This window comes from Paenibacillus sp. HB172176, assembly GCF_011947265.1.
Classification (GTDB): Bacteria; Bacillota; Bacilli; order Paenibacillales; family Paenibacillaceae; genus Pristimantibacillus.
Window position 1 is genome coordinate 60,759 of record NZ_JAATHD010000005.1, and the last position, 25,998, is coordinate 86,756.

Below are 25,998 nucleotides of genomic sequence, written 5' to 3' on the forward strand. Positions count from 1 at the left end.
AACTTACGCCTAATGTCCAGTCCATCGTTTCCGATACTGATGCGGAGTAATGCCCCTATGCGATTTGAACAATTTGCAGAAATAAGAGCTGTTCGTGAGCCCGATCTCCTCCCCGACGAGTGAGACGGGCTTATTCGTAGTTGTCAGCAGAAGAGCGGCTTGGTGCACCCGGCGCGTCGCGATATATTCGGAGATGCTGATGCCTGTCGCTTCTTTGAACAGGTGGGTCAGGTAGAAGGAAGAGAGATGCAGCGAACGAGCCATTTCGTCCAAGGAATAGGGCTCCGTGTAGCGGTCTTCAATCCAATTCAGAATAAACTCTGCTTGCCGGTTTCTTCGACTTGCTGGATAGCGTGCGGCAGGTTCATTCAAGCTCCCCCATTCTTGCTTCAGACAACGGTACAGCGGGACCAGGAAGAGCGAAATCTCCTCCTGCTTGTCTGCCTCTTGCATCTTTGGGAATCGTTTGTGCATATCTTGGAACAGGCCTTCCAGCAAGCGAGGATCCTGCAGCTCATACAGGCAGGGGGAAGAGAGCTCTCCCAACTGAATGAATCGGTAGAAGGAATGCAGTCCCGGCCAATTTTCGAAATAGGCATCAAACATAGTTCCTTCAAAAATAGCGATGGAGCGCTCGAAGCATTCGCCTTGGGAATAGTCCAGCTTGACATGATGAAGCTGATTCGGTTGAAAAACGCAGAGCATTCCCGGCCGAATCTCATAGCTGATATTGTTGACGATCATCGTTCCTCTTCCCTGATGGATGAACAATATTTCGATACCAGGGTGAGAATGGAAGGTTTCTCTATGCTCGTTATTGACGCTGCAGCGCTTATAGGCAAAATACAAGGGCATTTCGCTAAAGCTGTTTGTCGGTGTGGCCAACAGACTCACCTTCCCATAAGACAATGTAGAATGCGATTCAAGCACTGAATTCAATATAGCAAGGCGAAGATGCCGATTCAAGCACCTTTCCTTATAAAAAAACGCAATGGAGCGTCATTTTCCCACTGCATGGCATCACAATTGAACCGTCTTCTGAGTTAAGCTTCTCATGTAGACATTCATATACCGAGGAGGACAAACTCATGTTGAAAGCAGCGATTATCGGAGCCGGAGCGATATCTTCCGCTCATATCGAAGGCTATTTGCAATTCAAGGAGCGTTGTCAAATCGTCGCCTTATGCGATCTGTATCCAGACAAGGCGGAAGCGAAGCGGGAGCAGTACGGACTGGATGCCAAAGTCGTGAAGGATTACAAGGAGCTGCTCGGAGACGGCATTGACCTTGTGTCCGTATGTATGCCCCCATTCGAGCACGCGCCCGTTACAATCGATTTCCTGAATGCGGGAAGCCATGTGCTAGTCGAGAAACCAATGGCGGCATCCCTCGCGGAATGCGACGCCATGATCGAAGCGGCCAATCGGAATGGCAGGATCTTATCCGTCATTGCCCAGAATCGGTTTAGAAATCCCATTATGAAGCTGAAAAGCGTGCTCGACAGCGGTTTGGCGGGAAATATCCTTCATGCTCAAGTAGATTCGTTCTGGTGGCGGGGCCATAGCTATTACGACTTATGGTGGCGCGGCACTTGGGAGAAGGAAGGAGGCGGACCTACACTGAACCATGCGGTGCATCATATGGACGCTTTGCTGTGGATGCTCGGATGCCCAAGTGAGGTTCAGGCCTTCATGAGCAATGTCTCCCACGACAATGCGGAGGTGGAGGATCTCTCCGTCGCGATGCTTCGGTATCCGAACGGGTCGCTCGGACAGATTACGAGCTCTGTCGTGCATCACGGCGAGGAGCAGCAGTTTATTTTCCAGGGACAGAACGCGCGGATCTCGGCACCTTGGAAGGTAACGGCGTCTGTATCGAAGCCGAACGGCTTCCCTGAGAGTAACGTTGAGCTGGAGGAGCAAATGCAGCGCTTCTACGATTCGTTGCCGGATTTGCCTTATGAAGGACATACTGCTCAGATAGACAACGTGCTGAGCGCGATCGAGAACGGAACGCCGGTGTTGATCGATGGAGAGAGCGGCCGCGGCACGCTCGAGCTCATCATGAGCATCTACAAATCCGCAAGCATCGGCAAGAGCGTTCAGCTTCCCTTGCGGCAAGGAGATCCCTTCTACACTAGGGAAGGCGTCAAGCAGAACGCGCCGCATTTCTACCAGAAGGGGGCGAGCGTCGAGAATTTCGCCGATGTGAAGATTACGACGGGAAGCTCTTTTGGGAACTCCCTTAGTGAGGAGCAATAAAGCGGAGGTCATAATAGCTGCAGAAGCATGACTACGTGAATAATGCGCCAATATGATCATGACTAATGCAGTACCATCACAACGGACCGTAGATGCGCTATTTCAGTAAAATTAGCTGTTTTTATGATTTCGCGGACAGAGATGACGTTATTTTCGAAAATACAGCGTTTTTTTTTGTTTTTGGAGAAAATAGCGCCTCTTGTGTCCGCCAAAGTGATCAAACCGGGTATTTTTCTCAAATAGCGCATCCTGTGTCCGCTCGTATTGGCTTGGAAACGTGGGGCAGGGCAGCCTAAAGGACAAACTTCCAAAGCAGCCAGCTGATAAGAGCGGATAACCAAGAGATGAATCCGAATATCATGACGATCTTGTTTTCGCTCCAACCGTATTTCAAGCTAAAATGAAAATGGATGGGGGCCATTCTAAATAGTCGCCGCTTCGTGCGTCTGTAGTAAAAAACTTGAAGAATGACCGAAAATTGCTCGGCAAGATAAACGGAAAACAGGATTGGGATTAAGATTTCGACCTTCTCGATAACCGCTAAGAAGGAGAGTGAGCCTCCAATGGCCAACGAACCGGTATCGCCCATAAACGCCCTAGCGGGATAAATATTATAAAGAAATAATCCGAGCAAGCAGCCAATCATCACGAGAGAAAACAGTTGCACTTCTTGTTTGTCCGAAATCATAAAAAAGAAAAAATAAGTCGGGATAGCAGCATTGATCAACAGCCCGTCCAGACCGTCAGTAAAGTTGATTGCATTGGCTGATCCTACTACAAATAATAGCATGATCCCAAAATAAACATACATGGGCAGGTGGAGCCGGAAACCGTGAAACAAAGAAATATCGCTTGTGAGAGAAAACGAATGCAGAAGAGTGATAAGAAGCAAAGCGGCAAACGAGAATTGGAACGCAAGCTTCGTCTGTCCGGAGATGCCTGATGGATCTTGCCATGCCGCCTTTTTAAGATCGTCCATAAAACCGACAGAGCTAAACAAAAGAAAGGCAACACATAGGAAACTCATTGTGGGCGATGGTTGAAATTGAAGAGACATTATAATGCCTATGAGCAGTACCAGGCCAGCCATCAGCGGCGTTCCCCGCTTCGATTGATGATCCGGCGGCAACTCGGAGCGAATGGGCTGCATGAGCTTTAAGCTGCGAAGTCCCCAAATGAGCAGCGGAGTGAATATTGTAACAAGCAAAAACGAAAGACCAGCAACCTCGAGTATTCCCGCCATTTTAAACGCCCCTTTTCTCCCAAGCTCTCATACAACCACTATACCTAAGAGAATTGCAGTCTTATAGAGAAGCTTTTTTGGCCGTTTTTTCATATTTATCGCAACTGTGGACATGCTATAATAGGGATGTTTTTAAAATCTCTGATTAGCAGGTGAGACGCCTAATGATCATCCAATTCATTCGCCTTTTTTCATTCACCGAATACGAATGAATGGGGTGTATTTTTGTTGTCCAAAAATAATAAAAAGAGGCTCAGAGCAGCTGCGGCTATTTCACAGACCCAAGACTTGTTTAGGTGTCCGATATGCTGCGGCTCTATGCAAATGATACAGTCAAAAAGCTTGATTTGCAGCAATCGGCATTGTTTCGATTTGGCGAAGCAAGGATATGTAAATCTATTGCCGCGCGTTAATAAAACGAAATATGACAAACCGTTGTTTGAATACCGGCGATTGATTTGCAACAATGGCTTTTTCGATCCTTTAACTACGAGAATCAGTGAGATAATAAGGGGTCATCTTCATGATGATGGTCCAACGAGGCTATTGGATGCCGGATGCGGCGAGGGCTCTCATTTGACGAAAATTCAGCAAAACCTGTCTCCATGTGCAACCGGTTCTCTCTTGGCTGTCGGTATTGATATCGCTAAAGAGGGAATCATCGCCGCAGCGACCGAATATTCCAATGCCATTTGGTGTGTAGCGGACCTTGCAAAATGTCCGTTTGCCGATCAACAATTCCATTTTATTCTTAACATTCTGTCACCGGCTAACTACTCGGAGTTTCGAAGATTGATGCTGGATGAAGGCATGGTGATTAAGGTCGTTCCCGAACGGGATCATCTCATAGAAATAAGAGACAGGGTTTATGAAGGATTCGCCAAAGAAGCTTATTCAAATGCCAATATACGGAACCAATTTAAGGAGCATTTCACGATAATGAATGTTGATCATGTCCGGTATCAGGTGAATGTGAATGAAAGGTTAATTGGGCCGCTGCTTGGCATGACGCCATTAACCTGGCGGCTAACGGCTGAGGGTTTACTAAGTATGCATAGCCGAGATTTGCGGAAGGTTACAATGGACTTTATGATTTTAGTGGGCATGAAGTAGGCGGGTTATGAGAAAGACAAGCTATATTGTCGGCAGCAGTCGAGGACAATTATTGTCAACGACTGTTGCCGCTTTGCTCATTGCACATTGCCGAATAGTTAGTTTCGCTATATAATATATTCAGTTATGAAGCTCGGAAGGAGGATGAAGGATGGCGGATCGGTTAGAGCTGGAGCAATTCGTGGATCATATGCAGCGCATTAACCGCTATTTGCGCTCGGAGGCGTTCGATAAGAACAAGCAGGAAATTACAAGAGTGCAGTGGATGCTGATGCGCAAATTAAAGTGCTCGCGCGATGGCGTGACGATTGGACAGCTTGCGGAGCATCTGGATGTGCGGGCGAGCACGATGTCGCAAATGCTGGATCGGTTGGAGAAGCTGGATTATGTGGCGAGAAAGGGCAGTGAAGAGGATGCCAGGGTGAAGCTGGTGCAGCTGACTGAAGCAGGCAGGGCGTTGATTACGCAGATGGAAGCGGCCTGGCTGGAGTCGCTCGAGGAGCCGTTTGCCCATTTCTCGGAAACGGAACGACAGCAGCTTGTCAGTCTGATGACGAAGCTGTCGAATCATTTGCCCCGCAAAGGAGAGTAGACGCATACATGCCGTACAAACGATATATTCGGAAATATTGGAGGAGCTTCTTGACGGCGGTGTTTTTCGTGGCGCTTGAAGCAACCTCGGATCTCATGATGCCGACGATTCTTGCCCAGATTATCGACAAGGGCATTAAAAATCTGGATATGGATTATGTGCTGCGATTGGGAGGCTTGATGCTGCTGATTACAGCTGTGGGAGCGGTGGCTGCGTCTTCCCGCAATATTGTGGCTAGCCGCGTGTCGCAGCGCTTCGGCGCGGAGCTTCGCTCCGATCTATTCCGCAAAATCCAGTTTCTCGCCTTCGAAAATATCGACAAATTCGATCGCGGCTCGCTCATCACGAGATTGACCAATGATGTGACGTTGATGCAGAACTTCCTGAACGGAATGATGCGGATTTTCCTAAAGGCTCCGCTGCTGGGATTGGGAGCGCTTATTATGGCTATCAATCTAAACGTGAAGCTGTCGGTCGTATTCGCCGTCGTGGTGCCGATCGTGGCGCTGCTGGTGTTTCTCAATATCAAGATTGGGTTCTCTCGATTCATGAAGGTACAACAGTCGCTCGACAAGGTGAACAGCTCGGTCCGGGAATATCTGTCCGGCGTTCGCGTTGTGAAAGCGTTTAATCGATTTGATTATGAAGTGGAGAAGTTCGACATATCCAATGAAGAGCAGAGGAACCGCTCGACGAACGCGATGCGGGCGATGGCGATTTTTAATCCGGCGATTATGCTTACGGTTAATTTCGGCATTATTGCGGTTCTGTGGCTTGGCGGTCATTGGGTCAGCGAATCGCAAATGCCGGTCGGTCATCTCGTCGCCTTCGTTAACTATATGACGCAGATCTTGTTCGCCTTGATGACGCTCTCGATGGTGTTCAATATGTTCGTGCGCGCGAAGGCTTCGGCCCAGCGGATTGGCGAGGTGTTCAAGCAGGAGAACGCGATGAACTGGAACGAGGGAGCGGGGGAGTCGCAGGCTGCGAAGGGCAAGATTGTGTTTGAAAATGTCTCCTTCTCCTACGGCGGTGAGGATGGACAAAATGTGGTGAGCGGCGTTTCCTTCGAATGTCTGCCCGGCGAGACGGTCGGCATCGTAGGCTCGACCGGCTCCGGCAAGAGCAGTCTGGTGGAGTTGATTCCGCGCTTCTATGACGCGACCTCCGGCAGCATTCGCGTGAATGATACCGACATTCGCGAGTTGGACCCGGCTGTGCTGCGTGAGAAGATCGCGATCGTGCCGCAGAAGACGATGCTGTTCACCGGTTCTATTATGGACAATATTCGCTGGGGCAGGGAGGACGCGACAACAGACGAGGTAATAGAAGCGGCGAAGCTCGCGGAGGCGCATGACTTCGTCGTGGGGCTTCCGGAAGGCTACGACTCCAGGCTTGGGCAGCGCGGCGTGAATTTGTCCGGAGGTCAGAAGCAGCGTCTCTCCATCGCGAGAGCGCTCATCAGGAAGCCGGAAATTCTTATTCTCGATGACTGCACAAGCGCGGTCGATATGGCGACGGAGGCACGGATCAAGGAGGCGCTTCGTACCTACACGAAGGACTTGACTTGCATTCTGATCGCGCAGCGCATTACATCGGTAATTGACGCTGACAAAATCGTAGTCATGGATGGAGGCAGCGTGGTCGGCGTTGGCAAGCATGCCGAGCTGATGGAGAGCTGCGAGGTTTATCAGGAAATCTTCCAATCGCAAATCGGGAAGGAGCTGAGGACGAATGTCGTCTAACGGCGCAGAATCACATGAAAAAGCCGCCAACCGTCCGGCGTCTCCTCCCGGCATGCCTGCCATGGGAAGACCGGGCGGCTTCGGCGGCGCGGGCAGAGGCGTGGTGGTCAAGCCGAAAAATTTCAAAGCTACGATGCGGCGGCTGTGGGGCTATATCGGCAAGGAGCGCAAGCTGCTTGGCATCATCTTCCTGTTCGTCATCTGCAGCTCGGCGATTTCCGTAGCGGGACCGTACTTGATCGGCGTAGCCATTGACGCGATCGGGACGGACGGAGGCGTGGACTTCAAGTTGCTCGAGACGATTCTGTTCGTCATGATATCGGCTTATATCGCCGAGGGAGGGCTTACGCTGCTGCAGGGCTGGCTGATGGCGGGTCTGTCGCAGCGGGTCATCAAGCAGCTTCGCGGCTCCCTGTTCGCCAAGCTGCAAAAGCTGCCGCTGCGCTTCTTCGACTCGAGGTCGCATGGCGAGCTGATGAGCCGGATGACGAACGATATCGACAATGTGAGCAATACGGTATCGCAATCGACGGTTCAGCTTATGTCCGGCGTCATCGGCATCGTCGGCTCGTTCGTGATGATGCTCGTGCTCAGTCCGCTGCTTACGCTGGCCAGCCTCATTACGGTACCGCTCGTGTTCATTCTGGCGAAGACGATCACAAGCCGCACGAAGGTGCTGTTCAAGGAGCAGCAAGCGCAGCTCGGTCGCTTGAACGGACATATCGAGGAGACGATTACGGGACTTCATGTCGTGAAGGCGTTCAATCATGAGGAGCAGTCGATCGCCCAGTTCGAGGAGGCGAACGACAAGCTGCTCGACGTGTCGCTGCGCGCCCAGATTTGGTCAGGCTTCCTTATGCCGCTGCTCAGCGTCATCAACAATATCGGCATTGCGGCCATCGCGATCGTCGGCGGCGTGCTCGCGGTTCATGGTCATACAACGGTAGGCGTTATCGCGTCCTTCGTCGGCTATTCCAGGCAGTTCGTGAGACCGCTGAACGAGATGGCTCAGATCTACAATGTGCTTCAGTCCGGCGTTGCAGGCGCGGAGCGGGTGTTCGAGGTCATGGACGAAGCGGAGGAAGAGGCGGATGCGCCGAACGCTATTGAACTCAAGAACACGAAGGGACATGTCGTATTCGACAATGTCGATTTCGCCTATCGCTCCGATGTGCCGATTCTCAGGAGGGTAAGCTTCGATTCGCCGACCGACACTAGCACGGCGCTGGTCGGGCCGACAGGAGCGGGCAAGACGACCATCGTCAATCTTCTTACGCGGTTCTATGATGTGACGGGCGGCCGAATTCTGATCGACGGCAGGGATATTCGGGATTATACGAGAGAAAGTCTGCGGCAAAGCTTCGGCATCGTGCTGCAGGACACCTATCTATTCTCCGGCACGATCAAGGACAATATTAAATACGGCAAGCCTGACGCGACCGACCGCGAAGTGGAGGATGCGGCCAGGATGGCGAACGCGCATGCGTTCATCCAGCGGCTGCCGAAGAAATACGAGACGGAGCTGATGGAGAACGGAGGCAATATTAGCCAAGGCCAGCGTCAATTGCTCGCGATTGCCAGGGTCATTCTCGCGAAGCCGTCCATTCTCATTCTCGACGAAGCGACGAGCAGCATCGATACTCGCACGGAGCTGCATATTCAGGAGGCGCTGCTCAAGGTGATGCAAGGCAGAACGAGCTTTATCATCGCGCATCGACTGAATACGATTCGAGATGCGGATACGATCATGGTCGTGGACAAGGGCCAATTGCAGGAGAAGGGCAATCATGAAGCGTTGATGGAGAGGGAAGGCATTTACCACAATATGTTCCACCAGCAATTCAAGAATATATCGGGCTAGCAAGAAAAGGCGCCTGTTCCTGTTGGAATAGCCAATGCGCGTCCCCCCGTCGGCACATATACTAGCATAAGAAAAATCAGGGGTGAAAAGTTCGTTTCTCAGCAAATGAACGTTTTGAATTTCCTTGTGAAGGATGCTGATGCGGGTATGCCTTGCTTATGCTGCGGCGTGCATATTGGGAAGAACGAGGGCACGATCATATTCGGCAATATAAAGCAAATTGCCACGAACACGACGACGAAGACGATTGGGGCTTCGGGATCGAGCACGACGGATGAAAGCGACGAGGGAAGCACATCCGTCAGCAGTGCCCGCTCCGGGGCGAAGCGCAAGAAACGGTTTGCTCAAGGCAGATTGGTAGCCAAACGAAGAACGAGATGTCCATAAATCGGATACATCTCGTTTTTTGTTGTAGTCATTCGAGTTAAGTGTTATATTTGATATATAACAGACATATGGAGGTGCGCGGTCATGCTGCTTCAAATCGATCTTGAATCCGAAACGCCGATTTATACACAGCTTGTTCAATGTGTTATCGAAGGAATTGCGATGAAGGAGCTTCGGCCTGGAGAAGCATTGCCGTCTGTTCGGAGTCTGGCGGAGGACCTGGGCATTAATCTGCATACGGTGAACAAGGCTTATCAGCTGTTGAAGCAGGAAGGTTATGTGCTGATCAATCGCAAGCAGGGTGCAGTTATCCAGCCGGGAGCCTTTCCGCCGGCGGATGATAGCTACAAGCTGCGTTTGCGGAGTCAGCTTCGCCCGTTGGTCGCGGACGCAATATGCAGAGGAATGACGATGGAGCAATTCGCGGAGGAGAGCAGAATGATGTTCGCAGAGCTTTTGGCGAAGGAGGAGGAGGAGAAGCATGAATAACAATTGGATGCTGGCGATTGCGTTAATCATTATGCTGCCGATTGCGCTTATGACGACGATCATGCCTCATTTGACCAGGCGGATTGAAAGCTTCGGAGTGACGATTCCCGAGAATAAGCAAGAGGATACGCGGATTAGAACGCTTCGAGGGCAATACTACTGGATAAACGTCATTGTCGGGATTTTGCTGACAGTGTCGCTGCTTTGGCTGTCAAGCGGTGAAGTGAACGAGAATCGCTGGAGCTTTATTTTGCTGGCGCATGTGTTCGGATACTTGATTATTTCATTCGGGATTTACCTAAGACAGCATGGGGCGGTCAAGCGGTTGAAGCGCGAAGAGAAATGGATGGCGACTCCGAGTCAAATGGTGCAAGTGAATACGAAGTTCAGACAATCGAAATTGACGGTTTCGTATCTCTGGTTCATTCCCCATCTCTTGCTCATTGTGAGCAGTGTATTGATCGGAGTGCTGGGCTATGACGATTTCCCGGATCGTATCGCCATGCATTACGACATGAACGGCGAGGTGGACCGTTATGCGGATAAGAGCTACTGGACCGTACTATGGCCAGCGTTCATTCAGATGTTCCTGCTGCTCGTATTCGCAATGGTCAATTATTCAATTGGCAGAAGCAAGCAAATTGTGGAAGGGAACGATCCCGAGGGCTCGCTGCAGAGGAATATTGCCTTTCGCCGCATCTGGTCCGGGTTTATGATGGTTATGGGCTTTCTGGTTATGGCGATGTTCAGCGCCGTTCAGCTTGGCATGCTGAAGGGTTGGGATCCCCAAAGTATAACTTATCTCACGTTGGGCATAACTGGATTCATCTTAATAGGCTCGATCTCCCTTTCGATAATAACGGGGCAGGGCGGAAGTCGATTGAAGGCCGGGACGGGAACTAAGCCGGGGTCGTCGACGTCGGCAGATCATGACCGTTATTGGAAGCTGGGACAGTTTTATTATAATGGGAATGATCCGGCGCTCTTCGTGGAGAAACGATTCGGCGTCGGCTGGACAATGAATTTCGCGAGACCGCTGGGCTGGCTTATGCTGCTGCTCATCATTCTGATACCTGTGTTGATCGGGTTGCTTGTTCGATAGCAAGGAAGTCATAATTTGGGAAAATACAGTGATTTAGCACATGCTCATCAAGTGAAAACGCTACCTTTACGAATGAAATGATTTATTTATCAGAGGAATATTCGGAAATAGATTGACAAAGGACTCCCTTTCTCTTTAATATTGTAAACGGAAAACAACAATCGCATAAACTTTTCGTATAATCTCAAGAATCGGCCCCAAGAATCACTACTCGGTCACCGTAAATGATCAGGCTACGAAGAGAGTGGAACGGTATGGTCAGTCTCGGTCCGGCTGGCAGACCGCTCCCCCCTTTTTGCAGAGCCTGGAAGAAATGCGTATTTCGCATCTTTTTCTGGGCTTCTTTGTTTGTTCTAAGAGGGTGTTCAAAAAGCCAGACTTTTTGAACACGCACTCTAATTCAATTTTGGGAGGGTATTATCAAAAATGGAACGTTTCTTTCGCTTAAAGGAACTGGGAACAAATGTAAGAACTGAAATTATGGCCGGCTTGACGACTTTTATGACGATGGCGTACATATTGGCGGTCAATCCGATCATCTTGTCGCCGACCGGTCTTGATTGGACTGGCGTCTTCCTGGCGACAGCCTTGGCTGCGGGCATCTTCTCCATCGCGATGGGCTTGTTCGTCAACTTCCCTGCGGCGCTCGCGCCCGGCATGGGACTGAATGCGTACTTCGCGTCCGTCGTCATCTCGTCGGCGGCAACGGATACGCCGATCTCGCCGGCGGTAGGCTTGACTGCCGTATTCATCTCCGGCATTATCTTCATCATTCTGACCGTCACGCAAATTCGTCAGATGCTGATCACGGCCGTCCCGGACAGCCTGAAGCATTCGATTACGGTCGGCATCGGGCTCTTCATTACCATCATTGGTTTGAAGACGAGCGGACTGATGACGATTGCGGTGACGAGCTTTAATGATATTAAGGCGAACACATTTACGCCGGTTGGAGGCTCCGAGACGGTCATTCAGCTCGGCAGCTTCGAGAACTCGGAGGTCGTGTACACGCTTATCGCACTCGCTTTGATCGCTGTACTGATGGTCATGCGCGTTCCGGGAGCTCTGTTGTGGGGCATACTGGCTACGACCTTGATTGCAGTCATTACAGGCCATGTTGACGCTGGGAAAACGTTCTCGGACAATACCTGGGTGCCTGATTTCGGAACGATGAATTTCTGGCATTTCGACTTCGAGGGCGTCTTCGAGGTTGGGCTGGTCACGGTCATTCTGACCTTCACCTTCGTGGAGCTGTTCGACACGTTCGGCACGTTGATTGGAACGGCGAATCGCGCGGGCATTATGAAGGATCCGGAAGCCGGCAAGAAGAAGGTCGGCAAGGCGATGCTCGTCGATGCGGTAGGCGTAGGCGGCGGCGCGATTCTGGGGACCTCGACCGTGACGACCTATGTCGAGAGCTCTGCCGGCATTGCGCAGGGCGGCCGCTCTGGCCTGACCGCCGTAACGACGGGCATCTGCTTCCTGCTTGCGATCTTCCTTTCGCCGATCGTGATGCTCGTTCCAGGATCCGCGACATCCGCGGCTCTGATCGTCGTCGGCGTGCTGATGATGCAAGCGGTGAAGGAGATCGATTTCTCCGATATGGTGTACGCGATTCCCGCTTTCTTTACGATTGCCATGATGCCGTTCACGTACAGCATCGCCAACGGCATCTCGTTCGGCATCGTATCGTACGTCTTGTTGGCGGCTGTGGCGAATATGACGGGCAAAGGTAAAGGGCAATACAAGATTCATTGGATGATGTGGCTGCTCGCGATTCTTGTGATCGCCCGCTATGCGTTCATGGACGCGGCTTGACGCTTAAGAGGCGTCAAGCCCTAGTCGCGCTGGATAAATAGACCTGAAGCACAACGCTGGACCGGCGTTGTGCTTTTTTCTGCATCGTCTGATTTCATGCATCTTGTGGCTTGATGCTAGGGCACCCAAAGCTTAATCAACTAAGCAAGTTTAACGGACAACAGATGATCTGACGGACAACTGACACGCTAACGGACAACAGATGCTCTATTTTGATGAAAATGGCCTTTTTGCGAGTTTGGCGGACACAGAAGACTTTATTTGGCTGGAAAATCATGATAAGAAGGACGAGATGAGGGAATAAGGTCATCTGTGTCCGAAAGCGAGGCATTTGAGCCTTGTTTGAGCGAAATAAGGTCATCTGTGTCCGCGTAAAGGTGAACTCTTCTTTCGTTTTCTTGAAGAAGCTGTATAGGAGTAAATTGTGTAGTAGGCGTTTAATCACATCTTCAGTAATCCTGCGTTATAATAGAAGGTATGCTGATGACGAGGAGGAGAGGGCGCGTGCAACAGGTGGATTTGAATTGCGATATGGGCGAGGATGCGGGAGAAAGTGGAGCCCAGAGTGATGAGGCGCTGATGAAACAGGTAACGTCGATCAATGTAGCATGCGGCTTTCATGCGGGAGATTCGGCAACTATACATAGAACGGTTGCTGCAGCGATAAAGCATGAGCTGGCGATTGGCGCGCATCCGGGCTTTCCAGATCGGGAGGGCTTCGGGCGAAGGGATATGTTGTTCGCTCCCGAAGAGGTATACGCGATGATGGTCTATCAGATCGGCGCGGTACAAGCTTTCGCAGCTGCGCAAGGTGGAAGGCTGTCGCATGTGAAGCCGCACGGCGCGCTCTACAATCGGGCGGCGAAGGACGCGGCATGGGCGGAAGCTGTCGCGGAAGCGGTTTATCGTGTGGATGGTAGCCTTATTTTATACGGATTATCGGGCAGTGAAATGGTTCGAGCAGGGGAGAGGATCGGCCTTCGAACAGCCAATGAGGTGTTCGCAGATCGGATGTACGAGGAGGATGGGTCGCTTACGCCTAGAAGCATAGAGGGCGCGGTGCTGACAGACTCGGCCGCGGCGGCCGAGCAAGCGGTGCGCATGGTCTTGAATGGAGAGGTCGTGACGAGAGGAGGCAAGCTCTTGAAGCTTAGGACGGACACCATTTGCATTCATGGTGATACTCCGGGCGCCGAGGCGCATAGTATAGCATTAAGACAAGCGTTGCGGGAAGCGGGCATTCATGTAAGCCGGGCAGACCAGATCGCGCTGAATTAACGGATGGCAGCCGGTGACAGGTACAGGATTGGAGGCACCGCATATGGACGAATGTGTTACAAAAATAAATTATATCTTGCAGCCGCTTGGCGACAGCGGGCTTCTGATCTCGCTGGGGAGCGCGATGGATGAAGCGACGAACGCCAAAGTGGAAGCCGTCATGAGGCTGCTTCAAGACGCGAAGGACGAGCTCGGGACGGTTGAATATGTGCCGGCATTCGCTTCGATCGTCGTTCATTATAATCCCTATGAAATATGGAGGGGACGCTCGGAAGAAGAGAAGAAGCATGCGTCCCTCTTTGAGACGGTATGCGCCAGATTGAAACGGAAGCTGGACGCTCTGACAGAGGAAGCTATAAAGGACAACATAAGCTCACGTCATGTCAAAATTCCCGTTCTCTACGGCGGTGAGCATGGACCGGATCTGGTCGATGTGGCCCGATTGCATGTCATGACGGAAGAGGAGGTCGTCGCGATTCATAGCGGCGGCTCCTATAAGGTCTATATGATCGGATTCGCGCCGGGCTTTCCTTATCTCGGAGGCATGTCGGGAAGAATAGCTTCGCCAAGGCATAAGACGCCGCGTATCGTTATTCCCGCTGGCAGCGTCGGCATAGCGGGCAGACAGACGGGGATTTATCCGCTCGCCACGCCGGGAGGCTGGCAGTTGATCGGGAGAACGCCGTTCACTCTGTTCAACCCGCAACGAGAGGAACGTCCGAGTCTGTTGCAGGCGGGAGACAGGGTTTCCTTTGTCCCCATTACGAAGGCTGAATACGAGGACTTGAGAGAGGAGGTTCGGCGATGACGCTTACGATTATAAAAGCCGGCATGCAAACGACGGTTCAAGATTGCGGGCGAGCGGGCTATCAGCAATACGGCGTCGTCGTCTCCGGTGCGATGGACGGCGTTGCCGCGAGGGTCGGCAACATGCTGGTCGGCAACAGTCAAGGAGAGGCCGTCCTGGAGCTGACCTTGTCCGGAACGGTGCTGCGGGCGGAGGATCGGCTTCTCCTTGCCGTTTGCGGCGCCGACATGGCGCCGACGGCGAATGGGCGGGAGTTGCCGCTGTGGCGTCCCGTTCTGGTCGAACAGGGGACAGTGATTGCTTTTCCCGTCGTGCGATCGGGCTGCAGGGCCTATATCGCCATAGCGGGAGGCTTCGACCTCCCCGAGATTATGGACAGCCGCAGCACCTACCTGCGAGGAGGCTTCGGCGGCTTTGAGGGAAGGGCGCTCAAGGCGGGAGACCGCTTGCAGGCGAAGCCTGTGAATCCCGATTCGTTGTCCGGCCGCATGTTGCGCAGCTTCCAATACGGTTCGCGCTTTCCGCAATGGCATGCCACCCATTTCGCCGTGGCGGATCGGGGTGTGGCGGCGGTTGTCCGGGTCATGGCAGGCGCGCATTTCGACCGATTGACCGGGCGGAGCAAGGAGCAATTGTTCCAATCCGTCTTCCGCATTCATGTGAATTCGGATCGGATGGGGTACCGGCTTACCGGAGAAGCGCCTCTTGAGCTCCAGCATCAGGAGGAGCTGTTGTCGGAAGCCGTCGCGAACGGAACGATTCAGCTCCCGGCGGACGGCAATCCGATCGTGCTGTTGGCTGATCGCCAGACGACGGGAGGTTATCCTCGCATCGCTCAGGTCTCGACGGTCGATTTGCCGGTATTCGCCCAGCTCAAACCTGGCGATTCCGTCCGCTTCGTACGCATTTCCTATGAAGAAGCGGAGAAGCGGCTGATTGAATCCGAGCAGGATATGAGTGTGCTGCAATCGGCAATCGCGCTTAAGTTTCCCGGCTAGTTCAAGGTGAATGTCCAAGGGCCTCTGACGAGAAACGCCGGATCGCTTAATTCAACGGTCACTTTTTTGCTGCCTGGCTCAATTTCAAATTGGAAAAATTCCATTTCGCCAGTGCGTTCATTCGTTTTCAACATGGAGCTGCGATCAAGCCTGAATTGCATGATGGATCTTGGATCGCTCTCTTTATAATGAGTATCCACATAGACCTTTAGAGTCGTTGCATCCACTCGTTCAAGCTTTGTCATGTCGACCTTGAAGTCGGCTAGTTCAAAGCTTTGGGTCATGGACGACGTTTCTCCGATTGGCGGTATGGTTAATGTTAGTTTGGTTTTATCTTTTTCAGACACTGTTATTGCAGGCAGAGTGAGCACATAGGGCCCTTCGTCATGACTGGCGAAGCTGAAAACCCGGTTCGGAGCTCCCGTTGCTTGCTGCCATTCGAAAGCGACAGGATTTCCTTCTTTGTTTGTCAGTTGGATTCCGCTATCTCTATGTGCATAATCAAGATAACCATACTTTATAACGTGACCATCATCATCCAATCTGGAAACAATGTTCACCCACATCCGGTCGGCTCCATGATTAGGGATGAGCGTTATAGCTGCCCCATTCTTTTTTACCGTTTGACCGAGCTCATCGTAACCCGCATAGGACTCCGCTTTCGCTAATGAGATTGATGTGATTGCTTCTCTGTAATCGTCGAAGTAGAAGGAAATTTTCCCTGCAAGCGGCAAAGCTCCATTATGCCAGAAATCTCCCGTCCATTCGTTCAAAGTCCCAACGTACATGGATCGTGAAACAGTGAACGAATCGCCGGCTTCATTAATGAACGTGACACTTTCGAACCGCGGCAAATCAAAGGCGGATACCGTCATGTAAGTTTCCTTCTCATCCGACATCAATCCCGTAATATCCACATATCCATCGCCAATCTCGACTCTAACGGGCTCCTTCAAGATCCATCTCTCTTCGGGAGCCGTCTCCTCTTTCACCACGCCAATGCCGGGTATGAACTGCAAGCTCTTCTGAATCGCCGCATACACCTCGCCATGAAACAAAGCTCCGAATACAAGCGTTGCCACGATTGCGGCGGCGGCAATGGTTTTGGACCAGTCTTTTCTTCGACTCACTCGAACAGCTTGCGCCTCATGAATCCCTTTCAAGCTTCTGCTATGAAGTGCGGAAGGAATAGGAATGGAGGCCATTTCGTCTTTTATTTTATTGTTCATAGCGATCTTCCTCCTTCATGGCGGCGCGCAATTTGGACAAGACACGATAGAGGGTTGTTTTGGCTGTGCCTAACGGGATACCAAGAATCTCGGCGGTCTGTTTTATCGTATAATCTTGATAATAATGCAGCAGTATGACGCTTTTCTCATCTTCATGCACAAGAGATAATAATTGCTGCAAGGTTAGCGACAGAGAAACATTTGCCTCGGATCCTGTATCTGTTATTTGATCCGGCGTCAGCAATTTCGTCTTGTTCCGCTGGCGAAGGAGATCAACCGCGCAATGGATAGTTATTCGAATCAACCAGGTTTTAAAATAAGCTGCATTCTTCAGCTTGGCGATGGCTTTGTAGGACCGATAAGCAGTCTCCTGAACAATGTCCAGAGCGTCATTCTCGTTCTTCACATACACATAGGCCATTCGGTAAATATCTTCCTCATAGCTGCTGAAGAGTTCCATGTACGCATTTGCATCTCCTCGTTTTGCTTTCTTGATCAAGGCCTCGATAGAACTCACCTGCTTTGCATGTTATACCCATTAGACGGAGTAGGGAGAGATTTGGCTTTTCAACAATGAGAAAAATCTTTGCTGCCTCCCATGAAGAGAGCACTGGCTTGCTTTAACGGAAATTTTTGAACCTTAGACAGCCTTTTTTGAACCTGGCGGTCTGTAACGGGAATTTCAGAGGCTGTCGACGATTAACTGTGGACTGGGTTGCAATGTTGATTACCAGCGCTGCAGCCTCAAAAGTGGAACCGACGGAGGTGTTCTACAAGTTGGTGATTCACAGTTAATCGATAGCCTCATTTTAAATCCTTATCCGGCGATTTTAGAAATTTTCGTTGTCGCGATTATGCTCGCTTCCCTCAGTAGGGAACGAAAAGGGGCTCCCGAAAATTCGGAAGCCCTTTTTGTCACTTTCTATTCTTCATCCGCGCTCTTTCGCGATATTTCAATTATTTATCTCTTCCGCTCCAGATCGAACCGATCCGCGTTCATGACCTTCACCCAGGCGGCGATGAAGTCGCGCGCGAACTTCTCCTTGCCGTCATCCTGTGCATACACTTCCGAGATTGCGCGCAGAACGGAGTTGGAGCCGAATACGAGATCCACGCGGGTTGCGGTATGCGCAACCCCGCCGCTACGGCGGTCGCGTCCCTCGTAGACGCCGCCCTCTGCCGGCTTCCACGCGATATTCATATCCAGAAGGTTTACGAAAAAGTCGGTTGTCAGCATGCCGACGCGCTCCGTGAATACGCCATGCTTCGAGCCGCCGTAATTGGCCCCGAGCACGCGCAGGCCGCCGATAAGCGCCGTCATCTCCGGCGCGGTCAGATTCATGAGCTGCGCTTTGTCGACCAGAAGCTCCTCCGCGCTCACGCTGAACGGCTTCTGCAGATAGTTGCGGAAGCCGTCTGCCGCAGGCTCCAGCGCGGCGAAGCTTTCTTCATCGGTATCTTCCGCAGCGGCGTCGCCCCGACCCGGCGCGAACGGAACCGTCATGTCGAAGCCGGCATCGCGAGCCGCCTGCTCGACGGCGGCGCTGCCGCCGAGCACAATGAGGTCTGCCAAGCTGACGGGGATATCAAGCTCCGCCTGAATGCCTTCTAGTACGGTTAGCACCTTCGTCAATTGCTGCGGCTGATTGACTTCCCAATTCCGCTGCGGAGCAAGCCGAATGCGCGAGCCATTGGCGCCGCCCCGCATATCAGATGCGCGGAAGGTGCTCGCGGAAGCCCAGGCTGTCGTCACCAGTTCGCTGATCGTAAGACCCGAGCCAAGGAGCTTCTCTTTCAAAGCTGTGACGTCCTCCTCCGACAAGACATAGTCAGGCTCAGGAACGGGATCCTGCCATATCATAATTTCCTGGGGCACCTCCGGTCCGAGGTATCTGACACGAGGTCCCATGTCGCGATGCGTCAGCTTGAACCAGGCGCGGGCGAAGGCGTCGGCGAATGCTTCCGGATTTTCATAGAAACGTCGCGCGATCTTCTCGTATGCCGGATCGGCGCGCAGCGCCATGTCGGCTGTCGTCATCATCGTCGGCACGCGGACTGACGCATCCTCTGCGTCGGGCGCGAGATGCTCCTGGTCAGGATCGATCGGCGCCCACTGATGCGCGCCTGCGGGGCTCTTGGTCAGCTCCCATTCATAGCCGAACAGCATGTCGAAGAAGCCGTTGTCCCATTTCGTCGGATTAGCGGTCCAAGCGCCTTCCACGCCGCTGGTAATCGTATCGCGGCCCAGACCTGATCCATGTGTGCTTAGCCAGCCAAGGCCCATAGCTTCGATAGGCGCGGCCTCCGGATCGGGACCGACCAGCGCGGCGTCGCCCGCGCCATGCGCCTTGCCGAAGGTGTGTCCGCCGGCAATAAGCGCAACCGTCTCTTCGTCGTTCATCGCCATGCGGCTGAACGTATCGCGAATATCGCGGGCGCTGGCCAGCGGATCGGGCTTGCCGTTCGGACCCTCGGGATTAACGTAGATGAGGCCCATCTGCACGGCGGCCAGCGGATTATCCAGAACACGGTCGCCCGTATAACGTGTATCGCCCAGCCATTCCTTCTCGTTGCCCCAGTATATATCCTCCTCTGGATGCCACACATCTCGCCGACCGCCGCCGAATCCGAACGTTTTGCCGCCCATGGATTCAATGGCGACATTGCCGGTCAGCACGAACAAGTCGGCCCAGGAGATTTTGTTGCCGTACTTCTGTTTGATGGGCCATAGCAGACGGCGAGCCTTGTCCAGATTGCCGTTATCCGGCCAGCTGTTCAGCGGGGCGAAGCGCTGCGAGCCGCTTCCCGCTCCTCCTCGTCCGTCGCCTGTGCGATAAGTGCCTGCGGAATGCCAGGCCATACGGATAAAGAACGGGCCATAATGGCCGTAATCGGCCGGCCACCATTCCTGGCTGTCCCTCATAAGATTGTGCAGATCCTGCTTGAGCGCGTAATAGTCCAGTTTGCCGAATTGCTCCGAGTAATCGAAATCATCTTCCATAGGATTGGATTTGCGGTCATGCTGGTGCAGAATGTTCAAATTAAGCTGATTCGGCCACCAATCCCGATTCGAGGTTCCGCCGGATTTGTGACTCGTTGCTCCGCCATGCATAACCGGGCACTTGCCTGCGTTTGCAGAAGAAGAAGCGTCCATTTTCTCATCTCCTATTCGTTAAAATGAGTAGCAATAAAGAATTGCTCTTAATCTCTTTATAAAACGTTATTCAATGAATTTCAATGTTAGAAATGAACTTTCATTGAATCTTCATTCAGCGCCCGTAATTCTTCCAATTATTATCAGTTCAGTTTTCGACATGCCCATATCGGGTAATGGTTACGAATAATATAAAATACGAGGAGGGAGCAAGATGAAGAAGCATTGCTTGTTTTGCCAGGAGATTGTGGAGATGGAACAAATCGGGGAATATGACCGGTTCAAGGGCTGCATGTGCTCTCATGACAGTTATTACAATCTGCTGTCTGATGATTATTCCGCTATACAAGACTATCCCTATGATCAAAAGAATAAATTATTCCCCTATATTTCGGCTTATATAAGAGAGAGGGTGGATCAAGGTGAATCTGTTTCGCTGTCGCTTGCGGATGTACAAGAGCTAGCCGTCCATAATAAGGCTCCAAGCACGGTGGAAGAGAAGGAAACGAGACTGCTGCTCTATCTGCGTGGTCGTGTCACAGGGCATGGCGAGCCGGTCAATTTATATCCGTTAGATCGGCAATATAACTTGATAGCATCGTCGAATCTGCAGGAATTTGTATATGTGATCGAGAGATTGCGAGATAGCGAACGAATTGACCGCATCGGAAATGTGCTTCGCCTGACCTCCAAAGGCTGGCGAGAGGCTGAAGCGATGAGGGAGCAAGCGGAGAGCTCGAAGGGCGGGGCGGCCGAAGGGGCTGAAACTGCGCTCAGAGAAGTTGGGACGGATGAATAGTTCCGGGATAAGCGCGCCGGATAGACGCAATCGTATTCATGCAGCAGCGATGGGACGGGATTAATCGAACAGCAGTTGAAACAACGCAGGCCGTCCGCTATGATAATATCACATGAATGATGGATGAAATTGGAATGGCGGTGCTTTTAAAATGAACTTTCCGACGAAGCTCGAAGGCAAGAGAGTTGACTTGCTTGCTATGGAGCATCGGCATGCCGATGCTCTGTTTGCTTGCAGCATGGATGAGCGAATCTGGACCTATCTGCCGCAGAAGACGAGCTCCGCCGCGGAGATGGCCAAGTTCATTGAGCAATCTCTTGCCGCGAAGGAGATGGGAACGGAGTTTCCCTATGTGGTGTATGACCATGAGCTCAAGCAATTGGTTGGGAGCACCAGACTGCTTAATATCTCCGTTCCGAATCGAAATCTGGAGATTGGCTGGACCTGGTACTCGCCCGAGGTTTGGAGAACGAGGGTGAATACGGAATGCAAGTATATGCTGCTTCAATTCGCGTTCGAACAATTCGAAGCTATTCGTGTGCAATTGAAGGCGGATCAGCGGAATGCCCGTTCGAATGCCGCCATCCGAAGGCTGGGCGCGGTGCATGAAGGCGTGCTTCGTCACGACCGCATCATGCATGACGGCTATATTCGCAACGCGGATCTGTACAGCATTTTATCTTCGGAATGGCCGGACGTGAAAGAGCGATTAGAGCTTTTTCTCATCCAATAGCCTCCAGACTTCCGTATTATTGAGCGGCAGTGTTCCGAGCCCGTTTGTGAATACTGTGAACGCCCATAATGATGGAGATTAGCTCATAGCTGTCAAGCTTCTCCGAATGATTCTGCAAGACGAAAGCGCCCGACTGGAGCCAATGATTCGTTTGCTCGAAGCTCGCGACGAGTTGTCCTCCCGAAGATTTGATCGTATATGCGCGAGAGAAGGCGGGAGATTCGATGAGAAGCATTCCCGTGCTTGGAGATTCATATTCGTAGACCTTCTGGAAGAAGGTGAATCTCTTGCGAAGCACGCCTTCTGTGCCTTCCGGCGTATTGGCTACTTCCCATTTATTCGAGAAGGAACGGAATCTTCCGGTGGAACGCAGCTCGCCTTCCTTTCCATAGACGGAAATACTGGCGCTGAACATGGTCTTGAGGTCCATGGTGCCGATACGGTCCCCAGTCGAGTTCATGATGTCCGTGGTCCCGCTGCTGAAGAAGTTGTCGTTGAAATAAAGTTCCTGCATGGCAACCATCCCTTCCAGTATTTTACCATGTGCAAATTATACGATACTTGGAGGGCGCGATTCCATGCGATTTATGAAATTTATTACAAAATAAGCATTTTGAACTAGATTTGTTGTTCCGGGTTCGATTCGATATACTAAGCATGAATCTATCGTAGAAGAGGAGCGATAAATGATGTCGATTCGGATTAACCCTTATCTCATGCTGGACGGCAGAGCGAGAGAAGCGGTCGCGTTCTATGAGCAAACCCTGGATGCCAAGCTGCAAATGCTTCAAACCTTCGGCGGCATGCCGGGAGATCCTGGTCGTCCGATGCCGGAGGAAGCCAAGGAAAGAATCGCGCACGCTCTGCTCAAAGTTGGCGACAGCGATCTGATGATTTCGGATATCTTCCCCGGCATGTCGCTCGAAATGGGCGATCAGGTCAACATCTGCATTATGATAGACAGCAAGGAAAAGACGGAACGGCTCTACAATGCTCTGCAGCAGGGCGGAGAGGTGAAGATGCCGCTTTCGGAAACCTCTTGGAGCAAAGGCTACGCGATCGTGAAGGACAAGTTCGGCATAACCTTTCACCTATCGACAGAATAAAGGAATCGACAAGCAGCCCCCGAAAGCAGAATTGAACGGCTTCCGGGGGCTGCTTTCGTTTTGCTAGCCATTATTTGAAGAACAAGAAATTCGTAGGCACCTTCCGCAGCGCGCCGTCCGACGGTTTGTTAATAATTTTGCCGTTAAACACGAGCGAGGAGGAGCCGCCTCCATCGAGATTGTAGGCGTCGACCGCGCCGAATTGCTTCAGCAGCGTTTGAAGCTCGGCCAGCGTCGCGCCGGAGCTGCCGGCTTCGTTGTAGCCGTCCGCGACGAGCAGCAGCAGCTGGTCGTCCTTGTAGTTGGCAATGACCGTGCGAGGAGCCCGGCGGGGGCTTGTCTGCCATTTTGAAGGAATGATCTGCGGATAGCCGTTCTTCAGCAAGACCGGAACGAAGGAAGCGCCGAACTTCGGCTTGAGCGCGTCGAGCTGCGTTTGGGATGAAAATTTGCCTCCGATTAACTCATTTTTGTCGTTCAAGCCAACGAAGAAGAGATCGGAGTAGGAGGCCTGGAACGGCATTATGTAATTGCCATCGACGATGGTCGTGCTAAGCGGGTAACGCTTGCCGCCCCCATCCGCAAATCCGCCGCCGTTAATGCCGACTGCCGCATCATAATCATTGACGGCTTGCAGCGTCGTCTGCGCTTTGCCTACCTCCGATCCGCCGAGCACCAGCTTCATCGCATCGTCGGACTTCAGTTGAATCTTCACGGCGTAGCTTCTGAAATTCTCGTTCGAAAGATAGAACAGCTGCGCGCGGAGCTTGTTTGAAGAGATCGTCGCCGCCGGCTTGCCCAGCCTGCTTGTTATGATCTTGTCGTAAATGAGCAACGGTCGTTTTGCTTGCGCTGTCGCTGTAGACGTAATTTCCGCCATTCTCGCATTCGTCTGATTGTAGAGCTCGAGATCTTTCTTGATCGATTCGCCTGTGTAGACGGCAGTTGCTTGCGCCTGATCCAGCGCTGTCGAAGCGTACTCGATGCGATTCTCGCTTGACGCGGCTTCAAGTCTAGCGGCTTTGGGCAGCGAATCATCCGAAACTTGAATGATAACCGTAGTGAAGAGAAGCCATAACATCGCGCCTATGAAAGGCGATATGGCGAGCAGCGCGGTTCGGTTCAATCGTTTGATCGTCAGATTCATTTCAATACATCCAAGCCTTTCTTAAGCTCGTCCAATTGTTTTTTGACCTCGTTCAACTGCGTGTACAGCTTGTTGCTGTTATCCGTTTTGTCGTCCGCGTTGTCCTTCGTGAAGTTCAGCAATTCGTTCAAAGCGTCGATCTTGCTGTTCAGCGCAGCGATTTCCGCTTTGTAGCCCGATTCTACGTCATCGATGCGAGTGTCATAGGCTTGCTGCATCTGCGTAATTTGGGCTGCGGTTTGCTGCTCTACATCGCTGGTGATTTGCTCCTGGATATGCTCGGTATACACCTTCGCGCCGTATATACCGCCCCCTATTAATATAAACCAAGCAAGAATGAAGCTCGTCAGCGCGAGCGCGCTTCTTTTCCTGTGCGTCTTGACGGCTCCCCGGCTTGCGATTGATGGAGTTTCGACACTGATTTCGTTCATAATTCACCTCATAATGGATGTCATCACTCATGATGCGTTCTATGTATTATCAACGCAAAATTCTCGTAAAGGTTGCGATGACTTCTTAATGTCACCCTATTGTAACAAACGATAGATTCGGTGTCGCTCCTTTTTGAATCACAAAATGTGGAAGGGGAATTTGCGTTTTTTTGAAGTCGGAGCGCTCTATTGTATACTGTAGAGAAGACTGATTAAAGCCATAATGATGGAGGGGAATTCGCGATGGAACAAAGCAATGGAAAAGAAGCAATGGCTATGTTTGCGGGAGGCTGCTTCTGGTGCATGGTGTCGCCGTTCGAGGAAATGCCGGGCATACGCTCCGTCGTGTCCGGATATACGGGAGGCCATACGGAGAACCCGACGTACGAAGAAGTATGCTCCGAGACGACGGGGCACACCGAGGCTGTGCAGATCAAGTACGATCCGGATGTGTTTCCTTACGAGAAGCTGCTGCAAATCTTCTGGCAGCAGATCGATCCGACGGATGCCGGCGGCCAGTTCAACGATAGAGGCGAATCGTATCGCACGGGGATTTATTACTATACCGACGAGCAGAAGAAGCTTGCGGAGCAATCGAGGGATGAGCTGCAGAGCAGCGGACGGTTCGATAAGGGGATCGTGACGGAGATCGTGGAAGCGGGACCGTTCTATCCGGCGGAAGAGTATCATCAGGGCTATCATAAGAAGCATCCGTTCCGTTACAAAATGTATCGCAAAGGCTCTGGCCGCGACGCCTTCATCGCCAGCCGCTGGAAAAGCGCAAAGAATGACGCGGAGCTGAAGCAGCGTCTGACGCCGATTCAATACGAGGTCACGCAAAATAACGGCACCGAGCGCCCCTTCACCGGCGAGTACTGGGATCATACGGAGGACGGCATCTACGTCGACATCGTATCCGGCGAGCCGTTGTTCAGCTCGCGGGACAAGTACGACGCTGGCTGCGGCTGGCCGAGCTTCACGAAGCCGCTGCAGGCATCGGCGATCGAAGAGAAGACGGACACCAGCCATTTCATGGTGCGCGTAGAGGTTCGGAGCAAGCAAGGAGATTCGCACCTCGGCCATGTATTCGACGACGGACCTCAACCGACAGGCCAGCGTTATTGCATCAACTCCGCTTCGCTGCGCTTTGTGCCGAAGGAAAAGCTGGCGGAAGAGGGCTATGGTGAGTATGTCAGCTTATTTGACATATAATAGGTAGAGATACGTCAGATTTTCGTTGAACTGGATTTGGTTCTGTGTGTTCGGTGTGTGCGGCGCGCGAGATGTTAGCGGTATATCTGCAAGTTGCGCTGCAAGTCGATAAAGGCGACTTGGAGGAGCAGAAACGGGCCTGTGTGGCGCTGCAAGTCGATAGAGTCGACTTGGAGGAGCAGAAGCGGGCCGGAGTGTCGCCGCAAGTCGATAAAGTCGACTTGGAGGAGCAGAAGCGGGCCTGTGTGACGCTGCAAGTCGATAAAGGCGACTTGGAGGAGCAGAAGCGGGCCAGAGTGGCGCCGTAAGTCGATATAGTCGACTTGGAGGAGCAGAAGCGGGCCTGTGTGACGCCGTAAGTCGATAAAGTCGACTTGGAGGAGCAGAAGCGGGCCTGTGTGACGCCGCAAGTCGATAAAGTCGACTTAGGAGAGTAGAAGCGGGCCTGTGTGATGCCGTAAGTCGATAAAGTCGACTTGGAGGAGCAGAAGC

At 52.0% G+C, this 25,998-nt stretch carries 25 protein-coding genes and 1 riboswitch; of the genes, 17 read left to right on the forward strand and 8 right to left on the reverse strand.

Translation table 11 applies throughout. The features are described from left to right. Positions 1-9 precede the first annotated feature (9 nt). Positions 10-885, reverse strand: coding sequence for an AraC family transcriptional regulator (locus tag HFP08_RS09225; protein ID WP_481856553.1), 876 nt, complete (start codon positions 883-885; stop codon positions 10-12). Between the two features lie 203 nt (positions 886-1,088). Here HFP08_RS09225 and HFP08_RS09230 point away from each other — a divergent pair, with 203 nt between their 5' ends. Beyond that, positions 1,089-2,261 carry a Gfo/Idh/MocA family protein gene (locus HFP08_RS09230; protein WP_168120309.1) on the forward strand — a complete coding sequence of 391 codons (1,173 nt, stop codon included), beginning with the start codon at positions 1,089-1,091 and terminating at the stop codon, positions 2,259-2,261. A 292-nt stretch (positions 2,262-2,553) separates the two neighbouring features. Here HFP08_RS09230 and mraY read toward each other — a convergent pair whose 3' ends face one another. Next, positions 2,554-3,504 (reverse strand): phospho-N-acetylmuramoyl-pentapeptide-transferase, encoded by a 951-nt coding sequence (mraY, locus tag HFP08_RS09235; RefSeq protein ID WP_168120310.1) that lies wholly within the window; start codon positions 3,502-3,504, stop codon positions 2,554-2,556. A 288-nt stretch (positions 3,505-3,792) separates the two neighbouring features. Between mraY and HFP08_RS09240 the strand changes: the two genes are divergently transcribed. The 11 genes from HFP08_RS09240 (at position 3,793) to HFP08_RS09290 (ending at position 15,695) form a co-directional block, all read left to right on the forward strand. Further along, a complete protein-coding gene (locus HFP08_RS09240; protein WP_346768728.1) occupies positions 3,793-4,617 on the forward strand; it encodes a putative RNA methyltransferase in 825 nt (274 codons plus the stop codon). Between the two features lie 151 nt (positions 4,618-4,768). Then, complete coding sequence (locus HFP08_RS09245) at positions 4,769-5,209, forward strand: MarR family winged helix-turn-helix transcriptional regulator (RefSeq protein ID WP_168120311.1); 441 nt, start codon at positions 4,769-4,771, stop codon at positions 5,207-5,209. 8 nt (positions 5,210-5,217) lie between these two features. After that, complete coding sequence (locus HFP08_RS09250; RefSeq protein ID WP_168120312.1) at positions 5,218-6,954, forward strand: ABC transporter ATP-binding protein; 1,737 nt, start codon at positions 5,218-5,220, stop codon at positions 6,952-6,954. Then, positions 6,944-8,815, forward strand: coding sequence for an ABC transporter ATP-binding protein (locus tag HFP08_RS09255; RefSeq protein ID WP_481856554.1), 1,872 nt, complete (start codon positions 6,944-6,946; stop codon positions 8,813-8,815). Before HFP08_RS09250 ends, HFP08_RS09255 begins: the two co-directional genes overlap by 11 nt. 147 nt (positions 8,816-8,962) lie before the next feature. Further along, the gene (locus tag HFP08_RS09260; RefSeq protein WP_206109213.1) at positions 8,963-9,202 is read left to right on the forward strand and encodes a hypothetical protein; all 240 of its coding nucleotides are present in this window, start codon (positions 8,963-8,965) and stop codon (positions 9,200-9,202) included. An 84-nt stretch (positions 9,203-9,286) separates the two neighbouring features. Beyond that, entirely contained in the window at positions 9,287-9,691 is a 405-nt protein-coding gene (locus tag HFP08_RS09265; RefSeq protein ID WP_168120314.1) for a GntR family transcriptional regulator, read from the forward strand. Then, a complete protein-coding gene (locus tag HFP08_RS09270; protein WP_168120315.1) occupies positions 9,684-10,793 on the forward strand; it encodes a DUF1648 domain-containing protein in 1,110 nt (369 codons plus the stop codon). Before HFP08_RS09265 ends, HFP08_RS09270 begins: the two co-directional genes overlap by 8 nt. Positions 10,794-10,947: 154 nt before the next feature. Next, positions 10,948-11,049, forward strand: a riboswitch (purine riboswitch). A 170-nt stretch (positions 11,050-11,219) separates the two neighbouring features. Continuing rightward, positions 11,220-12,611, forward strand: a complete 1,392-nt coding sequence (locus HFP08_RS09275; protein ID WP_168120316.1) for an NCS2 family permease — start codon at positions 11,220-11,222, stop codon at positions 12,609-12,611. A 504-nt stretch (positions 12,612-13,115) separates the two neighbouring features. After that, positions 13,116-13,889, forward strand: coding sequence for a LamB/YcsF family protein (locus tag HFP08_RS09280; RefSeq protein WP_168120317.1), 774 nt, complete (start codon positions 13,116-13,118; stop codon positions 13,887-13,889). A 43-nt stretch (positions 13,890-13,932) separates the two neighbouring features. Next, positions 13,933-14,697: a 5-oxoprolinase subunit PxpB gene (gene pxpB, locus HFP08_RS09285; RefSeq protein ID WP_168120318.1), complete on the forward strand. Its 765-nt coding sequence runs from the start codon at positions 13,933-13,935 to the stop codon at positions 14,695-14,697. Further along, the gene (locus HFP08_RS09290) at positions 14,694-15,695 is read left to right on the forward strand and encodes a 5-oxoprolinase subunit C family protein (protein ID WP_168120319.1); all 1,002 of its coding nucleotides are present in this window, start codon (positions 14,694-14,696) and stop codon (positions 15,693-15,695) included. Before pxpB ends, HFP08_RS09290 begins: the two co-directional genes overlap by 4 nt. Here the strand turns inward: HFP08_RS09290 and HFP08_RS09295 are convergent. From HFP08_RS09295 to katG, 3 genes are all read right to left on the reverse strand, one after another. Continuing rightward, a complete protein-coding gene (locus tag HFP08_RS09295; RefSeq protein ID WP_168120320.1) occupies positions 15,692-16,924 on the reverse strand; it encodes a hypothetical protein in 1,233 nt (410 codons plus the stop codon). The genes HFP08_RS09290 and HFP08_RS09295 overlap by 4 nt on opposite strands. Then, positions 16,914-17,441 carry a sigma-70 family RNA polymerase sigma factor gene (locus tag HFP08_RS09300; RefSeq protein ID WP_346768727.1) on the reverse strand — a complete coding sequence of 176 codons (528 nt, stop codon included), beginning with the start codon at positions 17,439-17,441 and terminating at the stop codon, positions 16,914-16,916. Before HFP08_RS09300 ends, HFP08_RS09295 begins: the two co-directional genes overlap by 11 nt. Positions 17,442-17,885: 444 nt before the next feature. Next, a complete protein-coding gene (katG, locus tag HFP08_RS09305) occupies positions 17,886-20,078 on the reverse strand; it encodes a catalase/peroxidase HPI (RefSeq protein ID WP_168120321.1) in 2,193 nt (730 codons plus the stop codon). 214 nt (positions 20,079-20,292) lie between these two features. Between katG and HFP08_RS09310 the strand changes: the two genes are divergently transcribed. Beyond that, positions 20,293-20,877 (forward strand): hypothetical protein, encoded by a 585-nt coding sequence (locus tag HFP08_RS09310; protein WP_168120322.1) that lies wholly within the window; start codon positions 20,293-20,295, stop codon positions 20,875-20,877. Between the two features lie 151 nt (positions 20,878-21,028). Beyond that, positions 21,029-21,610, forward strand: a complete 582-nt coding sequence (locus HFP08_RS09315; RefSeq protein WP_168120323.1) for a GNAT family N-acetyltransferase — start codon at positions 21,029-21,031, stop codon at positions 21,608-21,610. A gap of 16 nt (positions 21,611-21,626) precedes the next feature. Here HFP08_RS09315 and HFP08_RS09320 read toward each other — a convergent pair whose 3' ends face one another. Next, positions 21,627-22,124 (reverse strand): LURP-one-related/scramblase family protein, encoded by a 498-nt coding sequence (locus tag HFP08_RS09320; protein ID WP_168120324.1) that lies wholly within the window; start codon positions 22,122-22,124, stop codon positions 21,627-21,629. 175 nt (positions 22,125-22,299) lie between these two features. On the opposite strand from HFP08_RS09320, the gene HFP08_RS09325 reads away from it, so the two are divergent. Next, on the forward strand, positions 22,300-22,716 hold the full coding sequence (locus tag HFP08_RS09325) for a VOC family protein (RefSeq protein ID WP_168120516.1): 417 nt from the start codon (positions 22,300-22,302) through the stop codon (positions 22,714-22,716). 70 nt (positions 22,717-22,786) lie between these two features. Here the strand turns inward: HFP08_RS09325 and HFP08_RS09330 are convergent, their stop codons facing one another. Together HFP08_RS09330 and HFP08_RS09335 are read right to left on the reverse strand one after the other, a co-directional pair. Beyond that, positions 22,787-23,863 (reverse strand): phosphodiester glycosidase family protein, encoded by a 1,077-nt coding sequence (locus tag HFP08_RS09330; RefSeq protein WP_168120325.1) that lies wholly within the window; start codon positions 23,861-23,863, stop codon positions 22,787-22,789. Beyond that, complete coding sequence (locus tag HFP08_RS09335; protein ID WP_240941239.1) at positions 23,860-24,294, reverse strand: DUF4407 domain-containing protein; 435 nt, start codon at positions 24,292-24,294, stop codon at positions 23,860-23,862. The genes HFP08_RS09330 and HFP08_RS09335 overlap by 4 nt, the downstream gene beginning before the upstream one ends. 243 nt (positions 24,295-24,537) lie before the next feature. Here HFP08_RS09335 and msrB point away from each other — a divergent pair, with 243 nt between their 5' ends. Then, positions 24,538-25,506, forward strand: coding sequence for a peptide-methionine (R)-S-oxide reductase MsrB (gene msrB, locus HFP08_RS09340; protein WP_168120326.1), 969 nt, complete (start codon positions 24,538-24,540; stop codon positions 25,504-25,506). Between the two features lie 71 nt (positions 25,507-25,577). Then, positions 25,578-25,814 carry a hypothetical protein gene (locus HFP08_RS09345; protein ID WP_168120327.1) on the forward strand — a complete coding sequence of 79 codons (237 nt, stop codon included), beginning with the start codon at positions 25,578-25,580 and terminating at the stop codon, positions 25,812-25,814. Positions 25,815-25,998 lie beyond the last annotated feature (184 nt).